General features: G+C 41.7%; 22 protein-coding genes and 1 pseudogene. 13 read left to right on the top strand and 10 right to left on the bottom strand.

What is annotated here, in order from left to right:
- Positions 1-34: 34 nt before the first annotated feature.
- Together ltrA and HCR01_RS38585 are read right to left on the bottom strand one after the other, a co-directional pair.
- On the bottom strand, positions 35-1,729 hold the full coding sequence (gene ltrA / locus HCR01_RS10865) for a group II intron reverse transcriptase/maturase (protein ID WP_193196206.1): 1,695 nt from the start codon (positions 1,727-1,729) through the stop codon (positions 35-37).
- A 293-nt stretch (positions 1,730-2,022) separates the two neighbouring features.
- Positions 2,023-2,175, bottom strand: coding sequence for a hypothetical protein (locus HCR01_RS38585; protein ID WP_226889247.1), 153 nt, complete (start codon positions 2,173-2,175; stop codon positions 2,023-2,025).
- An 837-nt stretch (positions 2,176-3,012) separates the two neighbouring features.
- Here HCR01_RS38585 and HCR01_RS10860 point away from each other — a divergent pair.
- Entirely contained in the window at positions 3,013-3,708 is a 696-nt protein-coding gene (locus HCR01_RS10860; protein WP_226889246.1) for a transposase family protein, read from the top strand.
- Positions 3,709-4,128: 420 nt separating this feature from the next.
- Positions 4,129-6,549: a sucrose synthase gene (locus HCR01_RS10855; protein ID WP_193196205.1), complete on the top strand. Its 2,421-nt coding sequence runs from the start codon at positions 4,129-4,131 to the stop codon at positions 6,547-6,549.
- A gap of 80 nt (positions 6,550-6,629) precedes the next feature.
- On the opposite strand, the gene HCR01_RS10850 is transcribed toward HCR01_RS10855, so the two are convergent.
- Both HCR01_RS10850 and cax read right to left on the bottom strand, forming a co-directional pair.
- A complete protein-coding gene (locus HCR01_RS10850) occupies positions 6,630-7,184 on the bottom strand; it encodes a peptidoglycan-binding domain-containing protein (RefSeq protein ID WP_193196204.1) in 555 nt (184 codons plus the stop codon).
- A 565-nt stretch (positions 7,185-7,749) separates the two neighbouring features.
- The gene (gene cax / locus HCR01_RS10845; protein ID WP_193196203.1) at positions 7,750-8,841 is read right to left on the bottom strand and encodes a calcium/proton exchanger; all 1,092 of its coding nucleotides are present in this window, start codon (positions 8,839-8,841) and stop codon (positions 7,750-7,752) included.
- 698 nt (positions 8,842-9,539) lie between these two features.
- Between cax and HCR01_RS10840 the strand changes: the two genes are divergently transcribed.
- Positions 9,540-12,281, top strand: a complete 2,742-nt coding sequence (locus HCR01_RS10840; protein ID WP_193196202.1) for a DUF3536 domain-containing protein — start codon at positions 9,540-9,542, stop codon at positions 12,279-12,281.
- Positions 12,282-12,430: 149 nt separating this feature from the next.
- Here HCR01_RS10840 and moeB read toward each other — a convergent pair whose 3' ends face one another.
- Both moeB and HCR01_RS10830 read right to left on the bottom strand, forming a co-directional pair.
- The gene (gene moeB, locus HCR01_RS10835; protein ID WP_193196201.1) at positions 12,431-13,603 is read right to left on the bottom strand and encodes a molybdopterin-synthase adenylyltransferase MoeB; all 1,173 of its coding nucleotides are present in this window, start codon (positions 13,601-13,603) and stop codon (positions 12,431-12,433) included.
- 110 nt (positions 13,604-13,713) lie between these two features.
- Positions 13,714-14,178, bottom strand: coding sequence for a Mov34/MPN/PAD-1 family protein (locus HCR01_RS10830; protein WP_193196200.1), 465 nt, complete (start codon positions 14,176-14,178; stop codon positions 13,714-13,716).
- Positions 14,179-14,460: 282 nt separating this feature from the next.
- Between HCR01_RS10830 and HCR01_RS10825 the strand changes: the two genes are divergently transcribed.
- The 5 genes from HCR01_RS10825 (at position 14,461) to HCR01_RS10805 (ending at position 17,751) form a co-directional block, all read left to right on the top strand.
- Positions 14,461-14,922 carry a pyridoxamine 5'-phosphate oxidase family protein gene (locus HCR01_RS10825; RefSeq protein ID WP_193196199.1) on the top strand — a complete coding sequence of 154 codons (462 nt, stop codon included), beginning with the start codon at positions 14,461-14,463 and terminating at the stop codon, positions 14,920-14,922.
- A gap of 48 nt (positions 14,923-14,970) precedes the next feature.
- Positions 14,971-16,092, top strand: a complete 1,122-nt coding sequence (locus tag HCR01_RS10820) for an aldo/keto reductase (RefSeq protein ID WP_193196198.1) — start codon at positions 14,971-14,973, stop codon at positions 16,090-16,092.
- Between the two features lie 65 nt (positions 16,093-16,157).
- Positions 16,158-16,361, top strand: coding sequence for a ChaB family protein (locus HCR01_RS10815; protein WP_193196197.1), 204 nt, complete (start codon positions 16,158-16,160; stop codon positions 16,359-16,361).
- 80 nt (positions 16,362-16,441) lie between these two features.
- Positions 16,442-16,951: a hypothetical protein gene (locus HCR01_RS10810; RefSeq protein ID WP_193196196.1), complete on the top strand. Its 510-nt coding sequence runs from the start codon at positions 16,442-16,444 to the stop codon at positions 16,949-16,951.
- 470 nt (positions 16,952-17,421) lie between these two features.
- Positions 17,422-17,751 carry a hypothetical protein gene (locus HCR01_RS10805; RefSeq protein ID WP_193196195.1) on the top strand — a complete coding sequence of 110 codons (330 nt, stop codon included), beginning with the start codon at positions 17,422-17,424 and terminating at the stop codon, positions 17,749-17,751.
- Positions 17,752-18,067: 316 nt separating this feature from the next.
- Here HCR01_RS10805 and HCR01_RS10800 read toward each other — a convergent pair whose 3' ends face one another.
- The 3 genes from HCR01_RS10800 to HCR01_RS10790 all read right to left on the bottom strand — a co-directional run bounded on the left by HCR01_RS10800 (position 18,068) and on the right by HCR01_RS10790 (position 21,292).
- A complete protein-coding gene (locus HCR01_RS10800; protein ID WP_193196194.1) occupies positions 18,068-18,952 on the bottom strand; it encodes a hypothetical protein in 885 nt (294 codons plus the stop codon).
- Positions 18,953-19,022: 70 nt separating this feature from the next.
- Positions 19,023-19,616, bottom strand: a complete 594-nt coding sequence (locus HCR01_RS10795; RefSeq protein ID WP_193196193.1) for a DUF1517 domain-containing protein — start codon at positions 19,614-19,616, stop codon at positions 19,023-19,025.
- Positions 19,617-19,726: 110 nt separating this feature from the next.
- On the bottom strand, positions 19,727-21,292 hold the full coding sequence (locus HCR01_RS10790) for a pentapeptide repeat-containing protein (protein ID WP_193196192.1): 1,566 nt from the start codon (positions 21,290-21,292) through the stop codon (positions 19,727-19,729).
- Between the two features lie 83 nt (positions 21,293-21,375).
- Between HCR01_RS10790 and HCR01_RS10785 the strand changes: the two genes are divergently transcribed.
- Entirely contained in the window at positions 21,376-22,215 is an 840-nt protein-coding gene (locus HCR01_RS10785) for a prephenate/arogenate dehydrogenase (protein ID WP_193196242.1), read from the top strand.
- 61 nt (positions 22,216-22,276) lie between these two features.
- Positions 22,277-22,438: pseudogene (locus HCR01_RS10780) on the top strand (Uma2 family endonuclease); the annotation flags it as partial.
- A 495-nt stretch (positions 22,439-22,933) separates the two neighbouring features.
- Here HCR01_RS10780 and HCR01_RS10775 read toward each other — a convergent pair.
- Entirely contained in the window at positions 22,934-23,329 is a 396-nt protein-coding gene (locus HCR01_RS10775) for a hypothetical protein (RefSeq protein WP_162397847.1), read from the bottom strand.
- A gap of 152 nt (positions 23,330-23,481) precedes the next feature.
- On the opposite strand from HCR01_RS10775, the gene HCR01_RS10770 reads away from it, so the two are divergent.
- The 3 genes from HCR01_RS10770 to HCR01_RS10760 all read left to right on the top strand — a co-directional run bounded on the left by HCR01_RS10770 (position 23,482) and on the right by HCR01_RS10760 (position 24,416).
- A complete protein-coding gene (locus HCR01_RS10770; protein ID WP_193196191.1) occupies positions 23,482-23,643 on the top strand; it encodes a hypothetical protein in 162 nt (53 codons plus the stop codon).
- 264 nt (positions 23,644-23,907) lie between these two features.
- The gene (locus tag HCR01_RS10765) at positions 23,908-24,153 is read left to right on the top strand and encodes a hypothetical protein (protein ID WP_162397846.1); all 246 of its coding nucleotides are present in this window, start codon (positions 23,908-23,910) and stop codon (positions 24,151-24,153) included.
- Entirely contained in the window at positions 24,153-24,416 is a 264-nt protein-coding gene (locus HCR01_RS10760) for a type II toxin-antitoxin system RelE family toxin (protein ID WP_193196190.1), read from the top strand. Before HCR01_RS10765 ends, HCR01_RS10760 begins: the two co-directional genes overlap by 1 nt.
- Positions 24,417-24,545: the final 129 nt, after the last annotated feature.

Below are 24,545 nucleotides of genomic sequence, written 5' to 3'. Positions count from 1 at the left end.
TTCACCTCACACGGCTCCTCAAAGTTATGGCTTGCTAAAGTACCTCAATCCCATCTTGAGTATCGTGGCAATGTCCGTGTAGTGCTTGGAGATTTGCGAACTTCCTGTTAGAGCGATTACCATCGATGTGATGAACTTCGATAATATCTTCTCTATGGAAGTACAGGTTGCAGCAAGGGCATCTTCCCTTCTGTGATTTGAGCATACTAGTTAAAATCGGTCGAATACCCGGATACTCACCTGTTCTTTTACTCCAATAAGTCCAGTCCCCATCAAATGGACTGCGGGCTTCTTTGACATTGACGTGCATTCGTATGGGTGTTTCTCTATGATTCTTTAGGGAATCAGCCCCATCTGTAAACTCCCATACACCTTTAGTGTCAATACCCCAATATTTTCCCGCAATCCAATGTTTCGACTTCATTGGATGCCTACGGTTTGCCCATCGCCTCAACTTGATAAAAAGCCAATGGTCAATTTCTCCAAAAATTTCTTTGGAGTTTACTGCTGAGTAATATGTAGCCCATCCCGTAATTACGGGGTTCAATTCTCGAATTAAACGAGATTGAGGGGCTGTTTTTAACCCATCAATTATTTGACTAAGTTTAGCTTTATGTCGTTTGATGGCTTTACCTGTCGGCGTAATTATGGTCTTATGAAGAACTTCCCTTCTGTAACCATTTCCTGCCACAAATCTTCTGTTTCTCTTGCCAAGAGGGTACTGTTGAAAAGTGAAACCAAGGAAGTCAAACCCGGGTTTTTCCTCAGAGTCTTCCTTGAATGTATGGCAGATTCTAGTCTTAGTCGGACTGAGTTCTAACCCCATTTTTTCTAACCATTTTTGTGCGAGATATGAGGCTCGCTTTAACTCTTGTTCGTCACGATGCATGATGATCAAATCGTCTGCGTAGCGGACAATAATTGGCTTCCAATTAGCTTCCTTAACCCCAACGATAAGTTTTCTTTTGGGAAACGCAGATTGAATATATTCCTCTAATCCGTGAAGGGCTACATTTGCAAGAAGAGGCGATAAAACTCCTCCTTGCGGTGTTCCCTCATTAGTTGGGAATAAATTGTTTTCTTCCATCACACCAGATTTTAACCAAGCTTTAATAGCCCTTCTCATCAAAGGGAAGGTATTTAACTTGGATAAGAGTGCATTATGGTTTATACGGTCAAAGCATTTGCTAATATCTGCGTCCAGAACATATTTATCCTGTCTGCGAATACTTAAAAACAAATATTTAACCGCATCATGGGCTGACCTACCAGGTCTAAAACCGTAGGAGTGAGGCTCGAATCGAGCTTCCCATTCTGGCTCTAGTGCTAATTTTGCTAGGGCTTGCGCTGCCCTATCTCGAATGGTTGGTATTCCCAAGGGACGTTTTTCATCTTGCGAAAGTTTGGGTATCCAAACTCGACGAATAGGCATTACCTTGGTAGGTAATTTCAGTTTTTGGGCAAGTTGTAGGCGCTGTGGATGGTGTAAATTTTTAACACCATCGACACATGCTGTACTCTTGCCGCGATTATCCTGAGTTACCTTCCTAACAGCGAGTAATTTAGCTGCCCTGGATTTAATTAAAAGCCTCTGAAGTCTTCGGACTGTTTTGACATCGCCACGAATTGAGGCTTGATAGATTCTCTTTTGAAGCTTGAAAACCTGCACCTCTAACTTGCGCCAAGGTAAGTTCTTCCATTCATACATCAGCTTTGGTGCTGTGTCCATGACTTTTGAACTCTATATAAGATTTTCTATCTCCACAACTTCGTGCTTCCGTCTGCGTATCCTTGGCATTACCCAAGGCATTTGCTTCTGAAGCAATCCTGCCCAACGTGCCCATGCACCTGACTGGCTTCTCAGGGTTTTCGACCTAATCCTGAGAGGTACACGCGGGTTACTTCGTTCCTAGTGGTTGTTTTGCGGTGGGTTTAGGTTCCTACTATCCTCCGGGCAATTGGGGTGATTGTAAGAATTAGGCAAACTTCTTACACCATCAGCCATGTCATTTTGACTCAAGCTCATAAAGTCGGGTGAGCTTGTTGGAGGTAACGGAGGTTCAAACGTAGGTTCGCTTTTGCTAACCATTTCCACCCAGCTTGCGGGGATTTCTTACCGACTTTCTGATTACCCGCTTTACATCCCGCTTCACCCTGTAGGTTGTCAAGCCACAAAATGGGGATGTCGCTATCCCCTATCACCTAGGGGGTAGGGAATTAAATGTAAATATTCTTTACACTCTCGCCCTACATCAAACACTAAGTTATCAAGGTTCTATGACATAAAAGCCATTCAGACCTTGCCTCTCGTCCCCCTAAGAAAAGGTTCTTAGGTTTAGAGAGAACGAATCGCACTACCAACACCTCCCTTGAAAGCCGCTACGGTAATGATCATTTTCGATTTAAACGCAAATAATTCCAAGATCATACTGCATATCTAAACATCTGGACATTTAATTGTTAAACCTAAACATCTAAACATTGAAACATCTGTTTTAGCATTTAAATGTTTAAACATTTAAATGCTAGATATTTCGTATGCAAAAGTTAAGCAGTAAGTCGTGGGTTGCTTGAATAAAATATACCAAGTATGTGAGTCTTGCAAATTCACAAAAATAGGCAGAAAATTAAACGCAAACAGGACAGGCTAAACGCCCCGTTGGCGCAGCCTCTCGTAGAGAAGAAAGCTACCAGCGCAAGTAGGTCAATCGATTTAATGATGGGTCAAAGTCTTCTCACTAGCGAAGGAGATTTTTGGCTTAAGAATTAACATTTAATGCAAGCTGCATTTCATCAAAAGCAGCTGACAAATCTCAGTTCTTTGATGTGAGATGCCCAGAATCATTACTTCAAGAATTATGGTTCTTCAGTACTTGTTATGCAAAAATATTAGTTTTAATTATAAAATAGTCTGTCAAATAATTAATAAAAGTACTATAATTATTGATAGATAAGAAGCATTTATTGTTAACTGTAAATACAATCAGGGTCATTTTAGATGTATTTAAAGTTATGGCTAGCAAAAGAGATATTAAAATTTTAACAGAGCTTCTTGATTTAGGCGATGTAAAAGTCATATCACATCGTCTTCATGCTGGGATTGGAATTATTTTACAAACTGAATCAGAAAAGTTATATAGTATTTGCCCTAAGTGTGGCACAAAAAGTCATAAATTACATCAAAATCATAGACATATTATTAAAGACTTACCTTTTGGAGAAAAACAGGTATTTTTAGAAATCAATAGACGACAATTTAAATGTGAAAAATGTAAAAAACCATTTAGTGAAGACCTAGATTTTGTGAGAAAGAAAAGGACTTATACAAAACGGCTTGCATACAAAACAATACAAGAAGTTTTAGAAAACGACATACAGAGTGTAGCTAATAAAGGGATAGTGACAACAGAAGAAATAGAAAGAATGTTAAAAGACGCTTCCCAAGAATTATGTGATTCAAAGCCTTCGGCATTCAAAAGACTTGGAATTGATGAAATAGCTCTAGTTAAAGGAAAAGGTAATTACTGTGCAGTATTAATAGATTTAGACACATCTAAACTAATTGCAATTTTAAGCGATGTCTACGACAGGCTACGCCTACGCAAACAAGAAGCAGTGAAAAAAATCCTTAGAGAATGGGGGGTTGAGCTTTTAGAACAAATCGAGGAAGTCAGTATAGATTTATGGAATTTGCATAGCATGTACTGAAGAACCAAAAAGTTATTAATTTACAAGTCTACTCAAGCTATAAACTAAATCTTGACACCGTAAGCAAACTGACAATAAAATACACACGAATAAACAATATAGTAAATGAACATACGAAGCAATTGATGACTTAACTGATAGCGCTCTCAGTGCCGTTGTATCAATATTTTCTAACCTCTATCAAAAGAAACAAGAATTGTATTCCTTTAGTTAGATCAAAAAATACTGAGTAACAGATACTTTAAGTAAAGAAGAACACGATCTAGGTTTCTGCTAAAAAGTAGCTACCCTTAGATGCAAAGGTAAAGATGATTTATCTGCATTGATTCGTGTTTCTATTTCTATATGATGCAAACAAGGTAGGAGCTTTTTAGTTCTGCCTTGATAGCCAACAATGTAAAATTTTCTAGCGGGGTTGCCGTGTCTGAATTATTCCAAGCAGTCCTAGATAGTGAAGAAAAGAGTGATTTGCGTTCTTTCATCAGTGAATTACGTCAACAAGACAAAAAGTATTTGTTGCGGAACGACATATTGAATGTATACAGTGAATACTGCTCCAAGTACCAGAAATCTGAGACGTTTTGTACTACTTCTGATTTAGGCAAATTAATTTACTACACTCAGGAAATTATTCAGGAGGACTCAAACTTCTGTTTCATTATCCGTCCTAAGATTGCTAGTCAAGAAATTTGTTGGTTGACATCAGACTTGAGTGTAAAACCAATGACGGTGCAGGATCTACTGGATCTACGCGATCGCTTAGTGAACAAGTTTCAGCCTAACGAAGGCGACCTGCTAGAGTTAGATTTTGGGCCTTTTTATGACTACACCCCTGTGATCCGCGATCCTAAAAATATTGGGAAGGGGGTACAATTCCTCAACCGCTATCTATCCAGCAAAATATTTCAAGACTCCAAACAATTGCTGGAAAGCTTATTAAATTTCTTGCGTCTGCACCAATATAACGGTGTTCAATTATTAGTCAACGATCGCATTCAATCCCAACAACAGCTTTCCCAGCAAGTTAAAAAAGCGATAACATTTGTTAGCGATCGCCCCAATGAGGAACCTTACGAAAACTTCCGGTTCCAATTGCAAACAATGGGTTTTGAACCGGGTTGGGGTAATACAGCCCAGCGCGTGCGAGATACTTTAAATATTCTCGATGAATTGATCGACTCTCCCGATCCCCAGACTTTAGAAGCCTTGATCTCTCGCGTCCCGATGATTTTTAGAATCGTCCTCGTTTCAGCCCACGGTTGGTTTGGGCAAGAGGGTGTTTTGGGGCGTCCCGATACTGGTGGTCAGGTGGTTTACGTACTTGATCAGGCTAAGAGTTTAGAAAAGCAGTTGCAAGAAGATGCGCTTCTAGCTGGTTTAGAGAAACTAAACGTCCAGCCAAAGGTGATTATTCTCACCCGTCTGATTCCCAATAGTGATGGTACTCTTTGTAATCAAAGATTGGAAAAAGTCCACGGTACTGAAAACGCCTGGATTTTACGAGTACCTTTGCGGGAATTTAATCCCAACATGACTCAAAACTGGATTTCCCGATTTGAGTTTTGGCCTTATCTAGAAACCTACGCTATTGACTCGGAAAGAGAACTGTTAGCAGAATTTCAAGGTAGACCTGACTTAATTGTTGGTAACTATACTGATGGGAATTTAGTGGCATTTTTGCTAGCACGGCGGATGAAAGTCACCCAGTGCAATGTTGCCCATGCATTGGAGAAATCTAAATATTTGTTCAGTAACCTCTACTGGCAAGATTTAGAGGAAAAATATCATTTTTCCTTGCAATTTACTGCTGATTTGATTGCAATGAATGCTGCTAATTTCGTCATCAGCAGCACTTACCAAGAAATTGTTGGAACCCCGGATAGTGTGGGACAGTATGAGTCATACAAATGCTTCACCATGCCGGAGTTGTACCATGTGGTGAATGGGATTGAATTATTTAGTCCGAAATTTAACGTTGTACCACCTGGGGTAAACGAAAATTACTATTTCCCCTATTCGCAGACTCAAGACCGAGTTGAAAGCGATCGCCAACGTCTTGCAGAAACGCTATTTACCTTAGAAGATCCGACCCAAATCTTTGGCAAACTCGACGATCCCAGTAAGCGTCCTCTGTTTTCAATGGCCCGTCTTGACCGCATCAAAAACCTCACAGGTTTAGCCGAATGCTATGGCCAAAGTCAAGAACTACAAGAGCATTGCAACTTAATTTTAGTTGCGGGTAAGTTGCGCGTGGAAGAATCAGGCGACAACGAAGAACGTGACGAAATTATCAGACTCTACCAAATCATTGACGAGTACAATCTTCATGGGAAAATTCGCTGGCTTGGTGTACGCCTGTCTAAAACTGATTCTGGTGAAATCTACCGAGTAATCGCCGATCACCAAGGTATTTTTGTGCAACCAGCTTTATTTGAAGCTTTTGGTTTGACAATCTTGGAAGCAATGGTTTCAGGAATACCGACTTTTGCCACACAGTTTGGTGGGCCATTAGAAATTATTCAGGACAAGGTTAATGGATTTTACATTAACCCGACCAATTTAGAAGAGACAGCCGCAAAAATTGTAGATTTTGTCACTAAATGCGAACAGAATCTTAACTACTGGGGTGATATTTCTCAGCGAGCAATTGACCGAGTTTATAGCACTTATACTTGGAAAATTCACACTACCAAGCTGCTCTCATTAGCACGAATTTATGGCTTCTGGAACTTTACCTCGAAGGAAAACCGGGAAGATTTGTTGCGCTACATTGAGGCTTTGTTCTATTTGATTTACAAGCCAAGAGCGCAACAACTATTAGAACAGCATAAGTATCGGTAATTGGTCAATGGTCATTTGTCAATGGTCATTTGCCCTTAGTTAATACAAATGACTATTGACTATTGACTATTGACTAATGACTAAATTGTCAACGCCCGCCAAGTTCGTTGACCAACTACTCCATCCACCGCTAAATTTTGCTGGTTTTGAAAGGCCTTGACAGCGGTTTCTGTCAGTGCCCCGAAAATACCATCAATGCGGATAGTGTAGCCGTTAGAGATTAACAATCGTTGCAAGGCTCTAACGGCTACACCAGAGCTACCAAAATAGAGATTTGGCAGAGGTTGGCTACTAAACTTCTGAAATTTTCCTACAGCCTTTTTACGGCTTTTGCCTACGGACTGGGAATACTTCTGGGGTTCAGCCAAGCCAGAAGAACCTAGAGACTGATTATTTTTTCTGATTTTTTTAAGTGTATTTTCTTTTTCTATTGTGAGCGCTGACATCGCAGCCTGGGGAGTTGCATCTGCCTGCATAAATTCAGGTGGTGTGACTTGAGCAGTTAGAGATAACTGACTCTCTGTTGACTGATGCACGCCATTTTCCATCTGAAATAATTGCTGCTCCGGCAAATTGGGCCCAGATGCTTGTCTTGTTGTTAACACGCTCGTCATCAGCATGCCAATTTCAGTCATGGTAGTTCATTTTACTAAGACCAATATTTCTTTTGACGAACAAAAATGCTGCTATTCCGGAATAGTGCATACTGAATTAATTAAAAAATATGTACTAATTTTTTCAGATAACCTGTGATTATCTCCTTTTCTTTCCTCATTCTTCGGTTTAATTAGACTACTTTGCTTTAGGCTTTGTACTTTTTTTATCTGTAATCAAGCCATCAATTTGTAAAATATTGCTCCTAAATCAACGGTTTAGACAATAACATACTATGTGATCTCATGGAAATGCCATTAAGCAAATTTGCAAAATTATCTTTAGTTCGTAGTTGGTCTGCTGATGCGGTTTGTAGCATGTTTATACTGCGACCAATAACACTACACTACTGGATGTACCAAGTCAGTTCATTTAAGCAATGATCAATGCAGAGTTTGACAACAATGATAGACTCTAGATTCAAAAAAAATTGTCCCCCCGCAGATGGTGGTTAGAAACTTTTTGTAGAGTAGGATGTGCTATCACCTTTAATTAAAAGCGATCGCTTTTGGTTAAACTACAACAAGCGATCGCTTTTACAGTTGACTACCCTACGCCATCGATAACTGGATGAAAGTAGAAGGCAAAACCTAAAACCGTATAGGCAGCCAATAGCAATGTGCCTTCTAGCCAGTTGGATTTACCATCAGAACTGATGCTATTGGCAATCAACACCGATACAACCACAGCTACTAGTTCAAAGGGATGGAAATTCAAATCCATCGGCTGACCCATTACCCACCCTGCAATAACTAAAACGGGAGCGACAAATAAGGCAATCTGCATACTCGATCCCACAGCCACAGAAACAGAAAGATCCATCTTATCTTTCATTGCCACCGTTACTGCTGTAGTGTGTTCGGCAGCATTGCCAATAATGGGTACAAGAATCACCCCTGTAAATAGTGCCGTTAAACCCAACTGAGATGTAGCTACTTCTAAAGAGTCAACAAGCAGTTCTGACTCAATTGCTACTAGCAGGGTACATACTAGCAACACCCCACTCCACAACCAAATATTTGGTTTGGCGTGAGGTATTTCCTCGGCTTCTATTTCTGCTACACCCACATCATATAGATAGGAGTGGGTTTTCATCGAAAATAGCAGCGTTAGGGCGTAGACGAGAATTAACACTACAGCAACAGCAACGGAAAGATCTTGCAACGTTTCTTCGCCAATCCCTTGAGAGCTAAATTTCATTGCTGTTGGCAGCAAAATTGCAATTACTGCCAAATTCATAGAAGAAGCATTCACCCGCGCCACAATTGGCTGAAATGTCTGCTCTTTGTGGCGCAGACCGCCCAAAAGCATGGAAAGACCCATTACTAGTAGTAAATTGCCGATAATCGATCCCGTGATACTGGCCTTGACTACTTCTACCAATCCAGCTTTAAGAGCAACTAGGGCGATAATCAGTTCCGTAGCATTGCCAAAGGTGGCATTCAACAATCCCCCCAATGACGGGCCAACTACTACAGCAATCTCTTCTGTAGCTGTACCCATCCAAGCTGCTAAGGGCAGAATTGCTAATCCTGCTGTAATGAAAACTATCAATTCACCCCACTCCAGAAAGTGGGCTGCCAAAGAAATCGGGATAAACAGCAATAAAACGAGAAAAACAATGTTTTTGCCTGACATTTGTCACCTTGAGTTGAAGGTATCCTATCCGAGTTCTGTTAGCGGTAGCGGGGCGTTTAGCCCGTCCTGAGTGAAGAGTAAGGAAATGGTGTTAAGTAAACATAATTCACTAAAGATACTTCATCGCTTGTAATTGGAGCTTTTGCACTAACTACAAACTTTAATTTATTCATGTTTAGCTAGCTACTGTTTGATTCCTTTGACTCACTCAAATCTCAGCATGGGCTACGCCCCGCTACGCTAACATCACTCCTCACTCAGCACTCCCATAGGATACTCTCAACAGTCTGTAGACCCATTCAGAGATTGTACGGTTTTCAGTCTTATGCTAGATATGTAAAATAAAATTGCGTTTTATTGTGTTTTTGCAATCTTTTGTTGCAAAACTATGAATTTAAGCCAAAATACTACACCACAAATGGGGTTTAATGTATTAAAAGACAATTAAATTTTTTATTGGCGCTGCCAACGAAAAAATCCTAATTGAGGCGTCGTTCAATGGCTGATTACTTTAAGCCTTTAGGGAAAAGGCTGTGCGATAACGCAGATTTCCCATTATACTAAGACCGCTTCTTTGGAAATTTGCTTAAATCCCATAGTTGTCGTCTATACCGGATTTTGTGTACAAACTGTTGTAGAAAGGCCTACGCACAATATTTTCGACGCAACTGCAAGTTTTTTGTTTTGGATATATATACATGACTTCTGCTGAAATGCCAGCTAGCTCTGGCTCAACATTCACATTAAATCCAGATTCTACAAACACCCAACAGACTGATCCCCTGAGAAAAGCTACCGGTGTTTACGTGACGGTACATGGTCATTTTTACCAGCCGCCAAGGGAAAACCCTTATCTGGACGCGATTGAACGTCAACCGAGTGCTGCACCTTTCCATGACTGGAATGAGCGGATTCATTGGGAATGTTATCGCCCAAATGCTTTTGCCAGAGTCTTAAATGATCGGGGCGAAGTAGTGGGGATCGTGAATAATTATGAGTATTTGAGCTTTAATATTGGGCCAACACTGATGTCGTGGCTAGAACGCTACGATGTAGAGGTTTATCAGCGGATTTTGGAGGCAGATGCTAAGAGCGCTCAACGGTTGCATGGTCATGGGAATGCGATCGCGCAAGTATACAATCACATCATCATGCCCCTGGCGAACGAACGCGATAAATATACCCAAATTCGCTGGGGCAAAGAAGACTTCCGTTCCCGCTTTGGACGCGATCCCGAAGGCATCTGGCTAGCGGAAACAGGTGTAGACTATGCCACCCTAGAAGCTTTAGTTGCCGAGGGTATTCGCTTCATTATTCTTGCCCCGTCTCAGGCACAGCGTTGTCGTCTCTTACCCACGCAGGATGATCCCCATCCTGAATGGCACGAAGTTGGTGGTAGTCAGATTGATCCCACTCGTCCCTATCGTTGTTATTTGAAGCCAACACTCAGCACATCTTCACCTCTGAGTGCGATTGCTACTAACAACGGTAAGACTGACCATTCTTCGTCTCCCCACGAAGAAGGCAATACAGAAGGCTTGCCTTATATAGATATCTTTTTCTACGACGGCCCAATCTCGCGGGATATGGGTTTTAGCGATGTTGTTTATAATTCTCATCACTTTGCCGGACGAATCGGTTCAGCCGTGCGTGGGGATCACCGTCCAGCACAATTAATTTCTGTAGCGACAGATGGGGAAACCTTTGGACACCACAAGAAGGGAACCGAAAAAACTCTAGCCTTTGCCTTCATAAACGAGTTTCCTCAACATGGGTGGACGGTGACGAACTTTGCTCACTACCTCAGCTTAAATTCTCCTGCTTGGGAAGTGGAATTAAAGCCAATCACAGCATGGAGCTGCGCCCACGGTGTCGGCAGATGGCAAGATGACTGTGGTTGCGGTGGCGAAGGCAGTCTTTGGCATCAAAAATGGCGTCGTCCCTTGCGGGATGCCCTGAATTGGCTGCGGGATCAGCTAATAGAGATATATGAGGAAAATGGTAGGCAGTTATTTCGTGATCCCTGGCAAGCACGAGATGAATATATCCAAGTGATGCGCGATCGCTCTCCTGCCAATGTTAGCCGTTTTCTATCTCGCCATCAAACCCGCAAACTGACAGCAGCAGAACAAGTAGACGCCCTGCGCCTATTAGAAATGCAGCGTCATGCTTTGCTGATGTTTACCAGTTGCGGTTGGTTTTTTGAAGAAATTTCCCGCCCAGAGGGAACGCAGATTCTCCGCTATGCCGCCCGTGCTTTGGAACTGGCGGGGGAAGTAGCTGGTGTGCAGTTGGAAAAAGGCTTTCTCAAACGCCTTGGTTTAGCTCCCAGTAATGTCGAGCACTTCAAGCATGGTGCAGAAATATATCGCCAGTTGGTGCTAACTGCTCAAGTTGGTTTTAAGGAAGTAGCAGCCCACTATGCCATTACTTCCCTGTTTGGCAATCACAAACCTACAGAGACGCGTAATTTCCAGTCTGGGCAAGATGCGGCTAGCCAACATCATCCTTCTCACAAACGAGTTTATTGCTACACCGCCAATGAGCTAGATTACCAACTGCAACGGATGGGATCATTGACTTTGGTAGTTGGACATTTGAAGCTGGTGTCAGAAATTACTTGGGAAAGCGAGCATTTAGTGTTTGCTGTGCTGCATTTGGGAGGCTGGGATTTTCACTGCTGCATTCAACAATTTATCGGACGGCGTGACTACGGCCAATTAAAAGAAAAGCTGTTTGGAGCATTACAACTGGCGAGTGCGGCTCATACTATCTTGGCAATGACACAGCTATTTGGGGAAGAGGCTTTCAGCTTGCAAAATCTATTTGCTGAAGAACGCCACCGAATCATGCGGCTCCTCAGTCAGGAAACACTGACACGCTTAGGTCAGCTTTATACTCAAGCATACCGTGATAATTACGGCGTTCTAATGGCGTTCCATCGGGATGAGCTAGCAGTACCACAAGAATTGCAGGTAGCAGCAGAGATTGCTTTAGGGCATCGCTGTATGATCACATTGCGATCGCTAGAGCAAGACATCAGCGAACCCCAAAAGATGTGGAATCACATAGTAGAATTGGAGGCGATCGCCACTGAAGCAAAACATCTGCGCTGTCGGTTAAATATTCCCGAAGGCAAGCAAATGTTAGAACAGCTAATTGCGCGGTTACTCTGGCAATTGCTACATGATGCCAATGGTAGTTTCAATGCAGATATCCAACAGTTGGAACGATTGATTGATGTTGGGGATCATCTCAATATTGATATCTCCTTACAGCGATCCCAAGAACTGTACTTCAGCTGTCTACACAGTCAGATAGCGCCTCTATGTGCTACTATCCTTGCCAATGACGAAGATACTCATCAGTGCCGACAGTTGCTCAAGTTGGGGCAAAAGTTAGCCGTTGATGTCGCCGTGATTTGGAATAAATTTGCATAGACTACTGAAAGATAGCTTCTGCGATCGCTCCAGTTGATATGCTCGAAAATGTGATCGCTAGCTCAATTACTAAAAAATCGGGGAGAGGGCGAAGAATTATTCTTCCTAACCTCTCCCCTATTCTTATCTGCTTCCTCTGTGGTTCGCTTTTAATACTCTGGAACTGACGAATCGACTTCCCGACTCCAAGCGGTAATTCCGCCTTTAACGTTCGTACCGACAATCCCAGCTTCCTTGAGGATGCCGAGGGCTTTTGCTGATCGCCCACCCATCTTACAATGAGCAATCAAGCGATGCCCATTGAGTATTTCCTTGACTTTAGCAACACCATTCCCGTTTTCAATGTCTGGTAAAGGTACCAAAACTGAACCGGGAATCTTAGCGATATCGTACTCATTGGGGTTGCGGACATCCAGCAGTACAAAATCCTTTGCACCACTATCCAGCAATTCCTTCAATTCCTTGACAGTCATTTCTTGAATTTCCATCTGCTGTTTCGCCTCCTCTGCCTTGGCTTGTGGGATACCGCAGAATTGTTCGTAGTCTATGAGCTTTTCAATTACTGGGCGGATGGGATTTGGACGCAGCTTCAACTCCCGAAATTTCATTTCTAGAGCATTATACAGCAGCAGTCGCCCACTCAGGGTATTACCCTGTCTCATAATGATTTTGACAGTTTCCGTTGCCTGGATTAAACCAATAATCCCTGGCAAGATTCCCAGTACGCCACCTTCTGCACAGGAGGGAACCATTCCTGGTGGTGGTGGTTCTGGGTACAGGTCACGATAATTTGGCCCACCTTCGTAGTTAAATACAGTAGCTTGCCCTTCAAAGCGGAAAATTGAACCGTAGACGTTGGGTTTGTTGAGCAATACGCAGGCGTCGTTAACTAGATACCTGGTGGGGAAGTTATCCGTACCATCCACTACAATATCGTAAGGACGGAGGATATCTAAAGCGTTTTCGGAAGTAAGGCGAGTTTCGTACAAATCAACCTGACAATAGGGATTGATCTCCAGAATTCGCTGCTTTGCTGATTCAATTTTGGGTTTACCCACCCAGGATGTACCGTGGATTACTTGGCGTTGCAGGTTGGAAGTATCAACAACATCGAAATCAACAATACCGATGCGACCGACACCCGCCGCTGTGAGATATAAAAGCAGAGGCGCACCTAATCCACCTGTACCAATACACAATACACTAGCTGCCTTCAGGCGCTTTTGTCCTTCCATTCCTACTTCCGGCAAAATTAAGTGCCGGGAGTAGCGTTCGTAATCGTCTTTTGTCAACTGGATTTCATCCAGATTCGGATTGAGCATGAGAGTTGTAATGTGAAAGAGCGGGAATATTAATCCTATCGAAAAACGATATCTGTCTTGAACTTAAGCCGTTAAATTATATTTTCAATCAATTATCAGTTATTAGTTCTTCACTGATTACTGTTCACTATTTCAATTGCCTCTGCTTGGAACTGATGAGTATCATCAAGACTCCAGCTTTGGACTTCCTTAGCTTTGCCATTTTGGACGGAAACTATTATATACGAGTATCCTTGCCAAGCATATAGGCGATCGCATTCTGAAGGTATGGCAGGATGATTTGGATGCGAGTGATAAATTCCAATAATGTTCAGTGAGCGATCGCGTGCTGCTTTTTGTGCTTGTAACATAACTTGGGGTGCGATCGCATATTGCCGCCTTTCACTTTCTGCTGTGTACTCACCTAGAAAATCAGCCGCCTCTGTACTCCAGGCATTTTCTGTTGGCATGACTTCAACTACAGTTTTACTCTTACTGCCCATATAGCCTAAAATTATACCGCAGCACTCATCAGGGTAAATGTTTTCGGCATGAGTGCGGATAGTTTGCAAATGTTCTTGGCTGACTCTAATCATGTCTGCATTCCTAATTTTTGTTAACTATGTGCTTGTTTGAATCTTGATTTGCTGCGACGCTCTCCAGTTATTGGTGGTAGTTTTTGTCTTCAGACAACACTCTTAATTAAGATCTCCCTCTATAGACATAATCAAAATTGCTAAATATATCAGAATTACACCTCTAGACTCACGTAATTAAAACTAAAAAACGTTAATACTAAAAAAGAGCTTTATAAGCCTTAAAAACTGGTTGTCATCAAAAATTAGACTCCAGAAAAAAAAGAAAAAAGAGTACAAACAATGACAGCTTCTACAAACCGCGAGCAAGAAATTCAAAAACTGCGTGAACTAATCAAAGATATTGATTATGGCATGTTTACTACAGTTAATGATGATGGAAGCTTGCATAGTTACCCCATGTCAACAAGTGGTGAGATTAATTCTGATGGCACACTTTGGTTTTTTACCTATGCCAAATCTCACAAGGTGACTGATATTGCACACCATCAGCAAGTCAATGTAAGTTACTCATCACCCGATCAGCAGCGATTCGTTTCTATATCGGGTACAGCACAATTGGTGCAAGACCGCAACAAAATGCGAGAACTATGGAAGCCGGAACTTCAAACCTGGTTTCCGAAAGGGCTAGACGAAGCTGATATTGCCTTGCTCAAGGTAAATATCAATCAGGTTGACTACTGGGATGGTCGATCAACTTTTAAGCCACAAACAATTAATTTATTGACATTATCACGCCTATAAGTCATGAGATTTCTAGGTTGAACTTGTAAAGTAAATTTAAAGAAATCAATGTCAGGTAACAATAATGATGAAGCCGCCCCAAAGCATCTTTCTCCAGAGCTAAAACGGCGGCATTTTTTACAAGGATTAGGCTTTATTGGTGCAGGCGCAGGAGCAATTATCGCTGACCATATCCTAAATGGTAATTCCGAGGTAGAAGCGGCACAAGTCCAAGAATCATCTGCAACTCCAATGAATAACAAAACTACTGGTGAAATTCCTCATCGTCCACTGGGAAAAACAGGAGTAAAAGTATCAGCGATCGCCTTGGGAGGTGCAACTGTAGCTCAAGGAAACAACCGAGAAGAGACAATTCGCCTTATCCAAGAAGCCATTGATCACGACATCACCTTTATGGATAACGCTTGGGAGTATAACCAGCATCGTAGTGAGGAGTGGATGGGGCAAGCCTTGCAAGGGCGACGGGATCAGGTTTTTTTGATGACGAAGGTATGTAGCCACGGACGCGATCGCCAAGTTGCAATGCAGCAACTTGAGGAATCTCTACGCCGTCTCAAAACTGATCACCTCGACCTGTGGCAAATCCACGAGGTTGTTTACGACAACGATCCAGAAAGGATCTTCCGTCCCAATGGGGCAATTGAAGCTTTGGATCAGGCAAAGAAAGAGGGTAAAGTCAGGTTTGTTGGCTTTACAGGTCACAAAGACCCGGCCATTCATCTGAAAATGCTCTCTTACAATTATCCGTTTGACACGGTGCAATTACCCCTCAATTGTTTTGATGCCAGCTTTAGAAGCTTTGAGAAACAAGTACTACCAGAACTCAACAAACGAGGAATTGCCGCAATTGGCATGAAAAGCCTTAGCGGTACAGGCGACGCCATCAAAAAAGGTGTAATCACCCCAGAGGAAGCCTTGCGTTATGTCTTGAGTTTACCGATCGCCACCCTTGTTAGCGGTATTGATTCACTAAAAGTATTACGTCAAAATTTGGCGATCGCTCGGAGTTTTAAACCGATGCCAGCAGAACAAATGCAAGCTTTGCGCGATCGCTGCGCTCAGTATGCTGCTGATGGGCGTTTTGAACTCTTCAAAACTTCCATGAAATTTGATGGTGATGTCGGCAGAATCCAGCACGGCTTTCCACCTCAAAGCCAGATGCAGACTTAATGTTTTGACCAAGCCCTCCAGCGAAAGCAGGAGGGTAGGAAGAAAAAGTTTTTGGGACATTAAGTATGCCTTACAAACAGATTGAAGACTTACCAAATTCAGTCAAAGAAAACTTACCCAAGCACGCTCAAGAAATTTTTCGGGCTGCATTTAACAGCGCTGAAGAACAATATGGCGAAGAAGAACGGGCTTTTCGTGTTGCTTGGAGTGCAGTAAAGCGCGATTACGAAAAAGGCGATGATGGACAGTGGCACAAAAACCCAGAATAGCTAAGATAGCATCACTTCTAGAACTGAATTTAGCTTGACAAAATTTAGATGCAAGCGTGTATATTTTAAACTTTATCATTATGAATTATCTTGTTGCAGTCTTACCAGATAAAAGACAAACAGAAGCCGCCTACTCTGCTCTAGAAGAAGCAGGCTTGGAAATGTCTCAAGTTAATATTTTGGGCAAGGGTTATAAGAGTGCTGATGAATTTGGATTAATTAACCCCAAAAAACAAGCTCATAAACAGGTAAATCGTCTTTTATACTGGCTTGTACCCTTTGGATTTATCGCAGGTTATACCTTCAATTTCCTCACACAAATTGAGATTTTTCCCCAGGCTACTACCTTTGGTAATGAAATTATTGCTGGTCTTTTAGGAGCTGCATCCGGTGCGTTAGGTGCTGTGTTAATTGGTGGAGGAGTCGTTGGTAGTGGCGATGCTTTACCCTATCGTAACCGTTTGAATGCTGGCAAGTACCTGATTGTAGTTAACGGAAATGAAGATTTAATCCGCGAAGCAACTCGCTTACTTCGTCAATTTGAACCGGAAAATATTCAAGGCTACATAGAAGAACCAAGTGGTACGTAACTTTGATACTCCCAAAGCAAAATTACAAACTATGCTGGCTTTAATGGTGAGCCAAAGCGAAATGCATTTATCTTGAAATTTTTTTGGTATGGGTGTAAAGTCTTTTATATTTATTTACAGCCGTTGTTCAAAGTATACAGCGGTGCAAATTCCCCTATTCAACTGGTAATATATGTATTTGATTTTGAAACGTTTTAAAATTTGCGCCATACCAAGGGCAGACTAACTGTAATTAATGAGTATAATTGCTAGCTCGCTCGTTTTTATTTCAAATTGGGTGCAAGTACTGATTTTTGTGTTTTTAGACTTCTACTAACATTTAAATGATTGCGAAATATCCTATTAGCATCAGCGTTATTTAATGTGAAAACTCTCGTCGTTCAAGCAACTGAATTTACCCTGATCCAACTCTGTATAACTTCATGCAGGTAAAGTTTGAAGAATCTCATAAAACTTAAGGAGCGTTTACAATGAATCAAATACAAGTGGCTTTAATAATTAGTTATCTATTGATGACATGCTATTTTTTTAGCAATTGGTTAATATTTTCGCTGCGTCATCCTAGTTCTTCTCCAGAAGATAAATTCTTGTCATTTGTGATGTTTTTGATCACAACTATCTTTTGGCCTTTAGTAGTTCCAATATCTTGTTTAGGAATGTTAAAAAAACAGCAGTTGGAGTTTAGTACGGTGATTCCTGTTCTCTTAGCAATGTTTGCCTTTAGTATTTCCTACTATCTGACTTATCTACATGCACATGGGATCTGCTACACTGGCTTACTTTGCCCTTATGCTTCATGATTGGGTTAGTTAGAACCAGCTTCTAGATGAATTTGATACTCTAGATTCATCTTTTAACTTAATCGGTATAGATTCAGCAAATTTTTATATTCTGTAAATTAATCTATTCAACCGAACTTGCTTCTGCTCTTTTTCTTGCACCATTTAGTTGATTCTCGCTACATTCTACGCTTGATTTCTGAAAATCGCGATCGCAAAACCTTACAAAATACTGAATGGTAATATTGCTTCACCAAAAAAATGCTTTGGTGCTGAGTGAAAATTACTCAGCGCCAAAGCATCTAAGAGCAACTAAATTTTTTGAACTGAGAATTTACTAACGGCGTCTACCAGTACCAAATGAGCGGCTACCAGAAGAACGGCGGTTAGTGCCAAAACCAGTTCCAGTGTTGCGTCTGGTTGAGCCAGACCGACCAGATGGTCTAAGTTCACTGCTGCCAAAACCAGAACCAGAAGGACGATTCCCTGTATTGGTACGTGGTGAAGTCCGTACATTTGAATTACCAGGATACGACCTTCTAATTGTTCCTGTACTACGGAAAGCAGTACGATTTCTCACGGCTGCGGGTGGCGCATTGTAACGAGAGCGATAGCTACTAACTGCTTGGTCATAATTTCTGCCATATCCACCATAGCCAGTCATCACTCCTCCTGGTTGATAAGCAGGGGGTACGTAATACTGGGGTCTAAACAATAGACTACCAAGTGCCTGGCCAGCCACAGCACCAGCTACAGACCCGGCAAAGGGGGCCCAGAAGCTATTTTCTTGGCGGACTACAACCGTTTCTTGTTGTCCTGTTTGGGGATTAGTTTTGTTCTCAGTAACGTTATGGACGTATTCAATTTTAAAGTCTTCCGTCAGATATAAAGCTGGCTGTCCGTTTTCTACTTTCAAGTAAGTTTTTTTACCTTGCTTGATTTCATCATCAGTCAGCCGTGCCATTTGCAAATTTTCGGTTGCAAACCTTGGGGGCGTATTGTTGAGCAAAAACAGCGTATACTCCCCAGTTGCATCGTCATAAGTAGCTTGTTGTATTTGGTACTGACCATCATTGAGTTTGGTGGTAGCTGAGGTTTGGCTAACGTTCTTAGCTGAAGGAGAAGAGGTAGTTTGGTTTCCTCCCCCACAAGCGACAGTTGTCACACATAAACTCAGGGCTAAAAAAACGGCTGTAAATTTACGCACTATAGTCATGAGCATTGCATTATTGTCCTATCTCCGAGCTTAACAAGTGATCGATGTGAACAGTCAGTACGGACTACCCAACAAATTATAAAGGAATCAATTCTGGGTAATGTTGTAACAAATGGTCGCTAGTGAGTTCATCGCCTAACTGCGCTGGGGAGAAATGCACTTGGATTGCCTTGAGTTTATGTTTGTAATGCAAATTGATTAAAGCTTTCAAACCTTCCTTTAGTGCCTGAACGCTAGAAAAGTCAGTTTCTAACTCTGGAACTTCTCCTTCATAAGCTACTGTAATCATCACAACTACATTGCGTGTCACAGGTATAGATAAAGGTTCATTCAATCCTGAGTCATAACTGTAATCTGGTTCACTGAGATATCTTTGGGCGGAGTCAGTAAATAATTCATTCACGTAATCTCCTGCTTCGCCTTCATCCCAAAATACATCGCCTTCATTAGCAGCAGAAAGCCAGTACTCATCGTATTGCAGCAGAGTTTGGCAGATTTCTACTAATGCTTCTCCCAAAACTTCCAAGTCTCCCTCAGAATCGATCGCATCTCGTCCAGCACTATTTAATACTCCCAAAATTGGCGCTACTTCACCTCCCCCTAAATGCAGAAATAGGCGAAAAACCACATAGCGGGTTCGACCAATCATTCTATTAAAACTATCGCGCATCTTTTTCCTCCGAAAATTTGTTTTTTTCCTTTGGTAAGAGGCTTAATTTATCTGGCTAAAGCTAATGAATTAAGTCCCTGAACTATTGACTATTGACCCTTGACCCTTGACTAATGACTAATGTAGTGAAATCCTTTAACAAAATCCATAACCATATTTAACGAAGGCATTATAGAGTTAGTCGTTTCATTGAATTTATCATCATAAACTGAAGCATTAAGAGCAGAGCGATTAATAAATCTTTTACCAAAGTTGGGATTGTCATGCACAATCAAAGTATGGGCACTGGAATTAGTTAAGATTGTCTGGGTAGGCGCTTTACAAAAGTTTAATTTTGCTGCTATTTCCAGATTTCTTTTCATCTGTTTAATGGTGGTAGCTTTACTCATAGCTTGCTCTAAAAGCATGATTAATTGTTTCACCATCTGGGGGGATTTTAGATTTTGGTTAGCAATAACTTCATTTTTAATCATTTCCACCATACTAGAAATATTTTTTTGGTTGGATACCGCATCATAAAAGGGAAGAATTGCGATGTAAGCCGTAGGAAGTAAAGCTTCGTCGCTATCTACGCGGAAAGTGAAAACAGTCCGGCGGCGTCCGCTTTCCATACTTGGCGGTTGTTTTAGCTCTCTATATTCTTGAGCAATTTGGTAGTAAGCGCCAGCAAGAGCAAAATTGGCTTCGTGTTCTAGGGCTGCATCAACAACTATGCGAATTGTTGGTGATGTTTCATTAAAAAAGTCTCGTGAGTCTTCTGAATGGAACTTTTGGATTATGGAGCGATCGCCTGTAGGACTGAGATCAACCCATTCACAAGTCATACCTTCAGTTTTTAAACCAAATCTGGAAGTGGCGTAAAGTTTTGCTCCTGTTAAAATTGCTCCCGTTAAGTCAGCACCAACCCATTCTGCTCTAATTAACTTTGCCTGAGTTAAATCGGCGTGTACTAAACTCGTGTTCGTCAGATTCGCATTGCTCAAGTCTGCGCCAATTAAGCTAGCCCCACTCAATTTTGCCCCGCTTAAATCTGCCCAGCGAAGATTCGCCCCGCTTAAATCTGCCCAACGGAGATTCGTTCCACTTAAATCGGCTCCACTGAGGTTAGCATGGCTAAGATTTGCCTGTCTGAGTTCGGCGTCTCGCAAATTTGCGCCGCTGATGTCAGCGCGACTCAGGTCGGTGGCGTTTAAGTTAGCCATCTCCAAGTTTGCACCCGTTAAGGAACTACCTCTCAAAATTGCTTCACTCAAGTTGGCGTGACGGAGATTCACTTGTCGCAGTGTCGCTTCTCGCAAGTCAGCACTGGAGAGATTAGCCTCAAACAGGTCAGCGCGACTGAGGTCAGCACGAATTAACTCAGCGCGAATCAGCGTTGCTCCTTTGAGTTGGGCGCGGCTCAAATCCGCTCGAATCAAATTAGCGACGTTAAGACTAGCGTTATTCAAGATAGCGCTACTTAGATTCACACCACTCAGTCTGGCAACATTTAGCTTGACACCGCTCAAGTTGGCTTCGCTCAAATTCGCGCCACTTAGGTTGATTACACTCAAATTAGCTTGGCTAAAATTCACGCCAATAAGTTTGGCCCCACTCAGATTAGCTTCAGAGAGGTCAACACCACTAAAATCTAAAACTCCTGCCGCATATTTTTCCAGCAATTCCTCTACAGTCATGGATGCTACCCCTCAGATGCCGATTTTAATAGTTGGTAAAGTATGCAGAAAATATGTAAGAGATGGAAATGTCAAAATCAAAAATGAATATTGGGATTTTAGGACTTGGACTGATAGGCGGATCTTTGGGTTTTGATTTGCGATCGCAAGGACATCATGTCCTGGGAGTGAGTCGCCGTGAATCAACCTGTCAAAAGGCAGTTGCTCTTGGCAGTGTTGATCAGGCGTCACTTGATATGAGCCTATTGGCAACCGCAGAAGTGGTATTTATTTGTACACCTATCGCACTCATTGTTCCCCAATTTGAGCAAATGATTGCTTATTTGTCTCCGACTACGGTCGTAACTGATGTTGGTTCGGTGAAAGCACCGATAGTCAAAGCAATTTCTCCCCTTTGGGATCATTTTGTCGGTGGTCATCCAATGGCGGGAATCACAGACAGTGGTATTGAAGCTGCACACAGACATTTATTTGTTGGCAAACCCTATGTATTAACACCAGACAAAACAACAGCAACCGCGGCAATTACAGTTGTAGAGGAAATTGTGCGATCGCTTGGGGCAAATATCTACCATTGTCAGCCAGAACAGCATGACCGCGCTGTTAGCTGGATTTCTCATTTACCTGTAATGGTCAGTTCCTCGTTAATTGCTGCTTGCATTAGTGAAACTGACCCCGATGTTTTGCAATTAGCCCAAAAGCTAGCTAGTTCTGGTTTTCGGGATACCAGTCGTGTGGGTGGCGGGAATCCAGAGTTGGGCGTAATGATGGCGCAATATAATCGCCAAGCATTGTTGCGATCGCTGCAACAGTATCGCCACAATCTTGATGAATTGACTAACTTAATTGAGCAAGAAAATTGGACAGCTTTAGAGAAAAAGTTGACAGCAACAGGGAAGGCACGACCTGACTTTGTGGACTAGTTATAGGGTGCGTTACGCTATTGATAACGCACTCATTCTTACATTTGGTGAGTTAATTAATATGGTTTTACAAACAGAGAAGCGTTATTACACCCCAGAAGAATATCTGGAATTAGAAGAGAAAGCTGAATATAAAAATGAATACAGAAATGGAGAAATTATAGCAATAACAGGAAGCACAACTAACCACAATAAAATTGCGCTTGATTTTTGTAAAAAATTTCCAACCCAAAAATTAAAGCCTCACCCTCGCTTTACCCTGTGGATGAAAAGTGCTGAGTTCCGTTAGCGGTAGCGGGGCGTTTAGCCCGTGCTGAGTTATAGCAAAGTGCTGAGTGGGTAAATCTTTGCCTCTCCTTAGCAAAAAGAGGGGTGTCCGGTAGGACAGGGTGAAGTTTTTTAAGACTTGTGGGTAATTCGATGACTTGGGTACACTACCGTAGACCTAGAGCCAGAACTTACGCACTCAGATCCCCCAACCCCATTAGAAAGGGGGCTTTAGACGTTCCCCCCTTAAAAAGGGGGGTTAGGGGGGATCAGGGTTTCAGGCTTCAGTGCGTAAGTCCTAAGAGCATCGATTCAGTAATCGCAAAAACCCGATTTCTTTTCGGTAAAACTACCAATTATCGTTGACTGTAGAGACGTTGCATTGCAACGTCTCTACGAAATAATCGGTTTTTCTCGCCCCTATCTTGAATACTGAATCGGTGTTCTAGAATTAGGCGGTTTTAATATTTTTAACTGATGCTTCCCCTGCACTGGCTTTTAAGCGAGTTAATCTGCCTTTGCGGATACGTTCGCTATCACGAACCCCACCTGCTATCTCATATTCGCCACTGTCTTTACCGTACTTGAAACCAACACCCACCAGCATCTTGTCTGAAAGATGGCTTAAGATTTTTTCCATCGCATCAATTTTAGTTTTGGTAGTGTCAACCATAGCTAAAGCGCTATTATAAACATCAAGCATAGAGCGTAACTCTTCAATTGATTGAGTCAGGTTTTGTAAATTGTAATTATTATCAAAATTCATATTTGGATCAATTGCTTTGAGTGCAACGGATCTCAACTCAGCTTTTTCGAGAATCCGAGATGTACGTTTTGTTCGAGGCATAAATTTACTCCTGAGAGAGTTATAGAGCTAGCTTGCCTCAATGAGCAGTATTATGGTTCAGCAGAACTCACAATTTTTACTAATAAATTGTTCATCTTATTCCAGTGATTTCTCTGAATCTAATCACTGGATGCTGATTTAATCAATAAAATATGTTGGACTGTCATGGAAGCTGGTGTCGTGGCGATCGCTTTAACGTTGATGACCAACATTGTAATATTCATGACCAACATTACGATGTTAATGACCAACATCGTAATATTCATGACCAACATTACGATGTTAATGACCAATGTCGTAATGTTGATGACTAATGTCGTAAAGTTGATGAATGCATAGGAAAAGTCTGCTGTAAGCGATGTCTGTCTTGAAAAGTTTCCTACGGCGGGAAACCCGCCTACAGAACTTTTCGCTACGACTGGCTAAGCCTAGGCAGATTGCATTATTATCAGTTAGTAAAGTTTAGATGCATTTGTTCTGAAACACAACCCAAAGACTTTCGGCTTGACAAAAATATAACTGTTAAAATCAGCATAATGGTGTCAAAGTGCGAAAAAAACACACCCAATAGGAGAAAAATGCCAGCCATTGTTAAAGTACAACTCTCCTTAGAAACTTTAGCAGAAGCAATATCTTCCCTTGAGTTAACAGAAAAACGTCAACTTCAAGAGCTAATTGAGCAACAGATTTTTGAAGCCGAAGAAGCGTTGTACGAAGACGATGCAGAAACACAGGCAGAAATTCAAGCAGTTCGCGCTGAGTATAGCGATGGTCAGTCAGTGACTATAGATGAATATCTTGCTAAGCGCTCAGATCACAGATAATGAGTTACACGGTCGTTATTTCAAAGTCTGTACAAAAGCAGATTGATAACTTACCAAATGATGTTATAGAGCGTGTTATTGAAAAAATACAAAATCTTGCTTTGGAACCGCGTCCCGATGGAATTGTCAAGTTAAAAGGTTCTGATAACGAGTATCGTATCCGAATTGGTGATTATAGAGTTCGTTATGAGATTGATGATGAAAATCAACTCGTACAAATTTTGCAGTGCAAGCATCGGAAAGATGTTTATAGAAAAAGTTAGTTTAGATATGCTTAACGTAAGTGCCAAAAACTTTAAGTTTATTACGATAATATTAGCTGCATAGGCGATGTCTACGACTGGCTAAGCCTACGCAGTTTATGAGAGATAGTTAATAGTGTGTTGTAGAAG

Source organism: Nostoc sp. MG11, assembly GCF_014904695.1.
Classification (GTDB): Bacteria; Cyanobacteriota; Cyanobacteriia; order Cyanobacteriales; family Nostocaceae; genus Komarekiella.
Note: the sequence above shows the minus strand (reverse complement) of the source record. Positions and strands in the feature narration are given on the sequence as shown.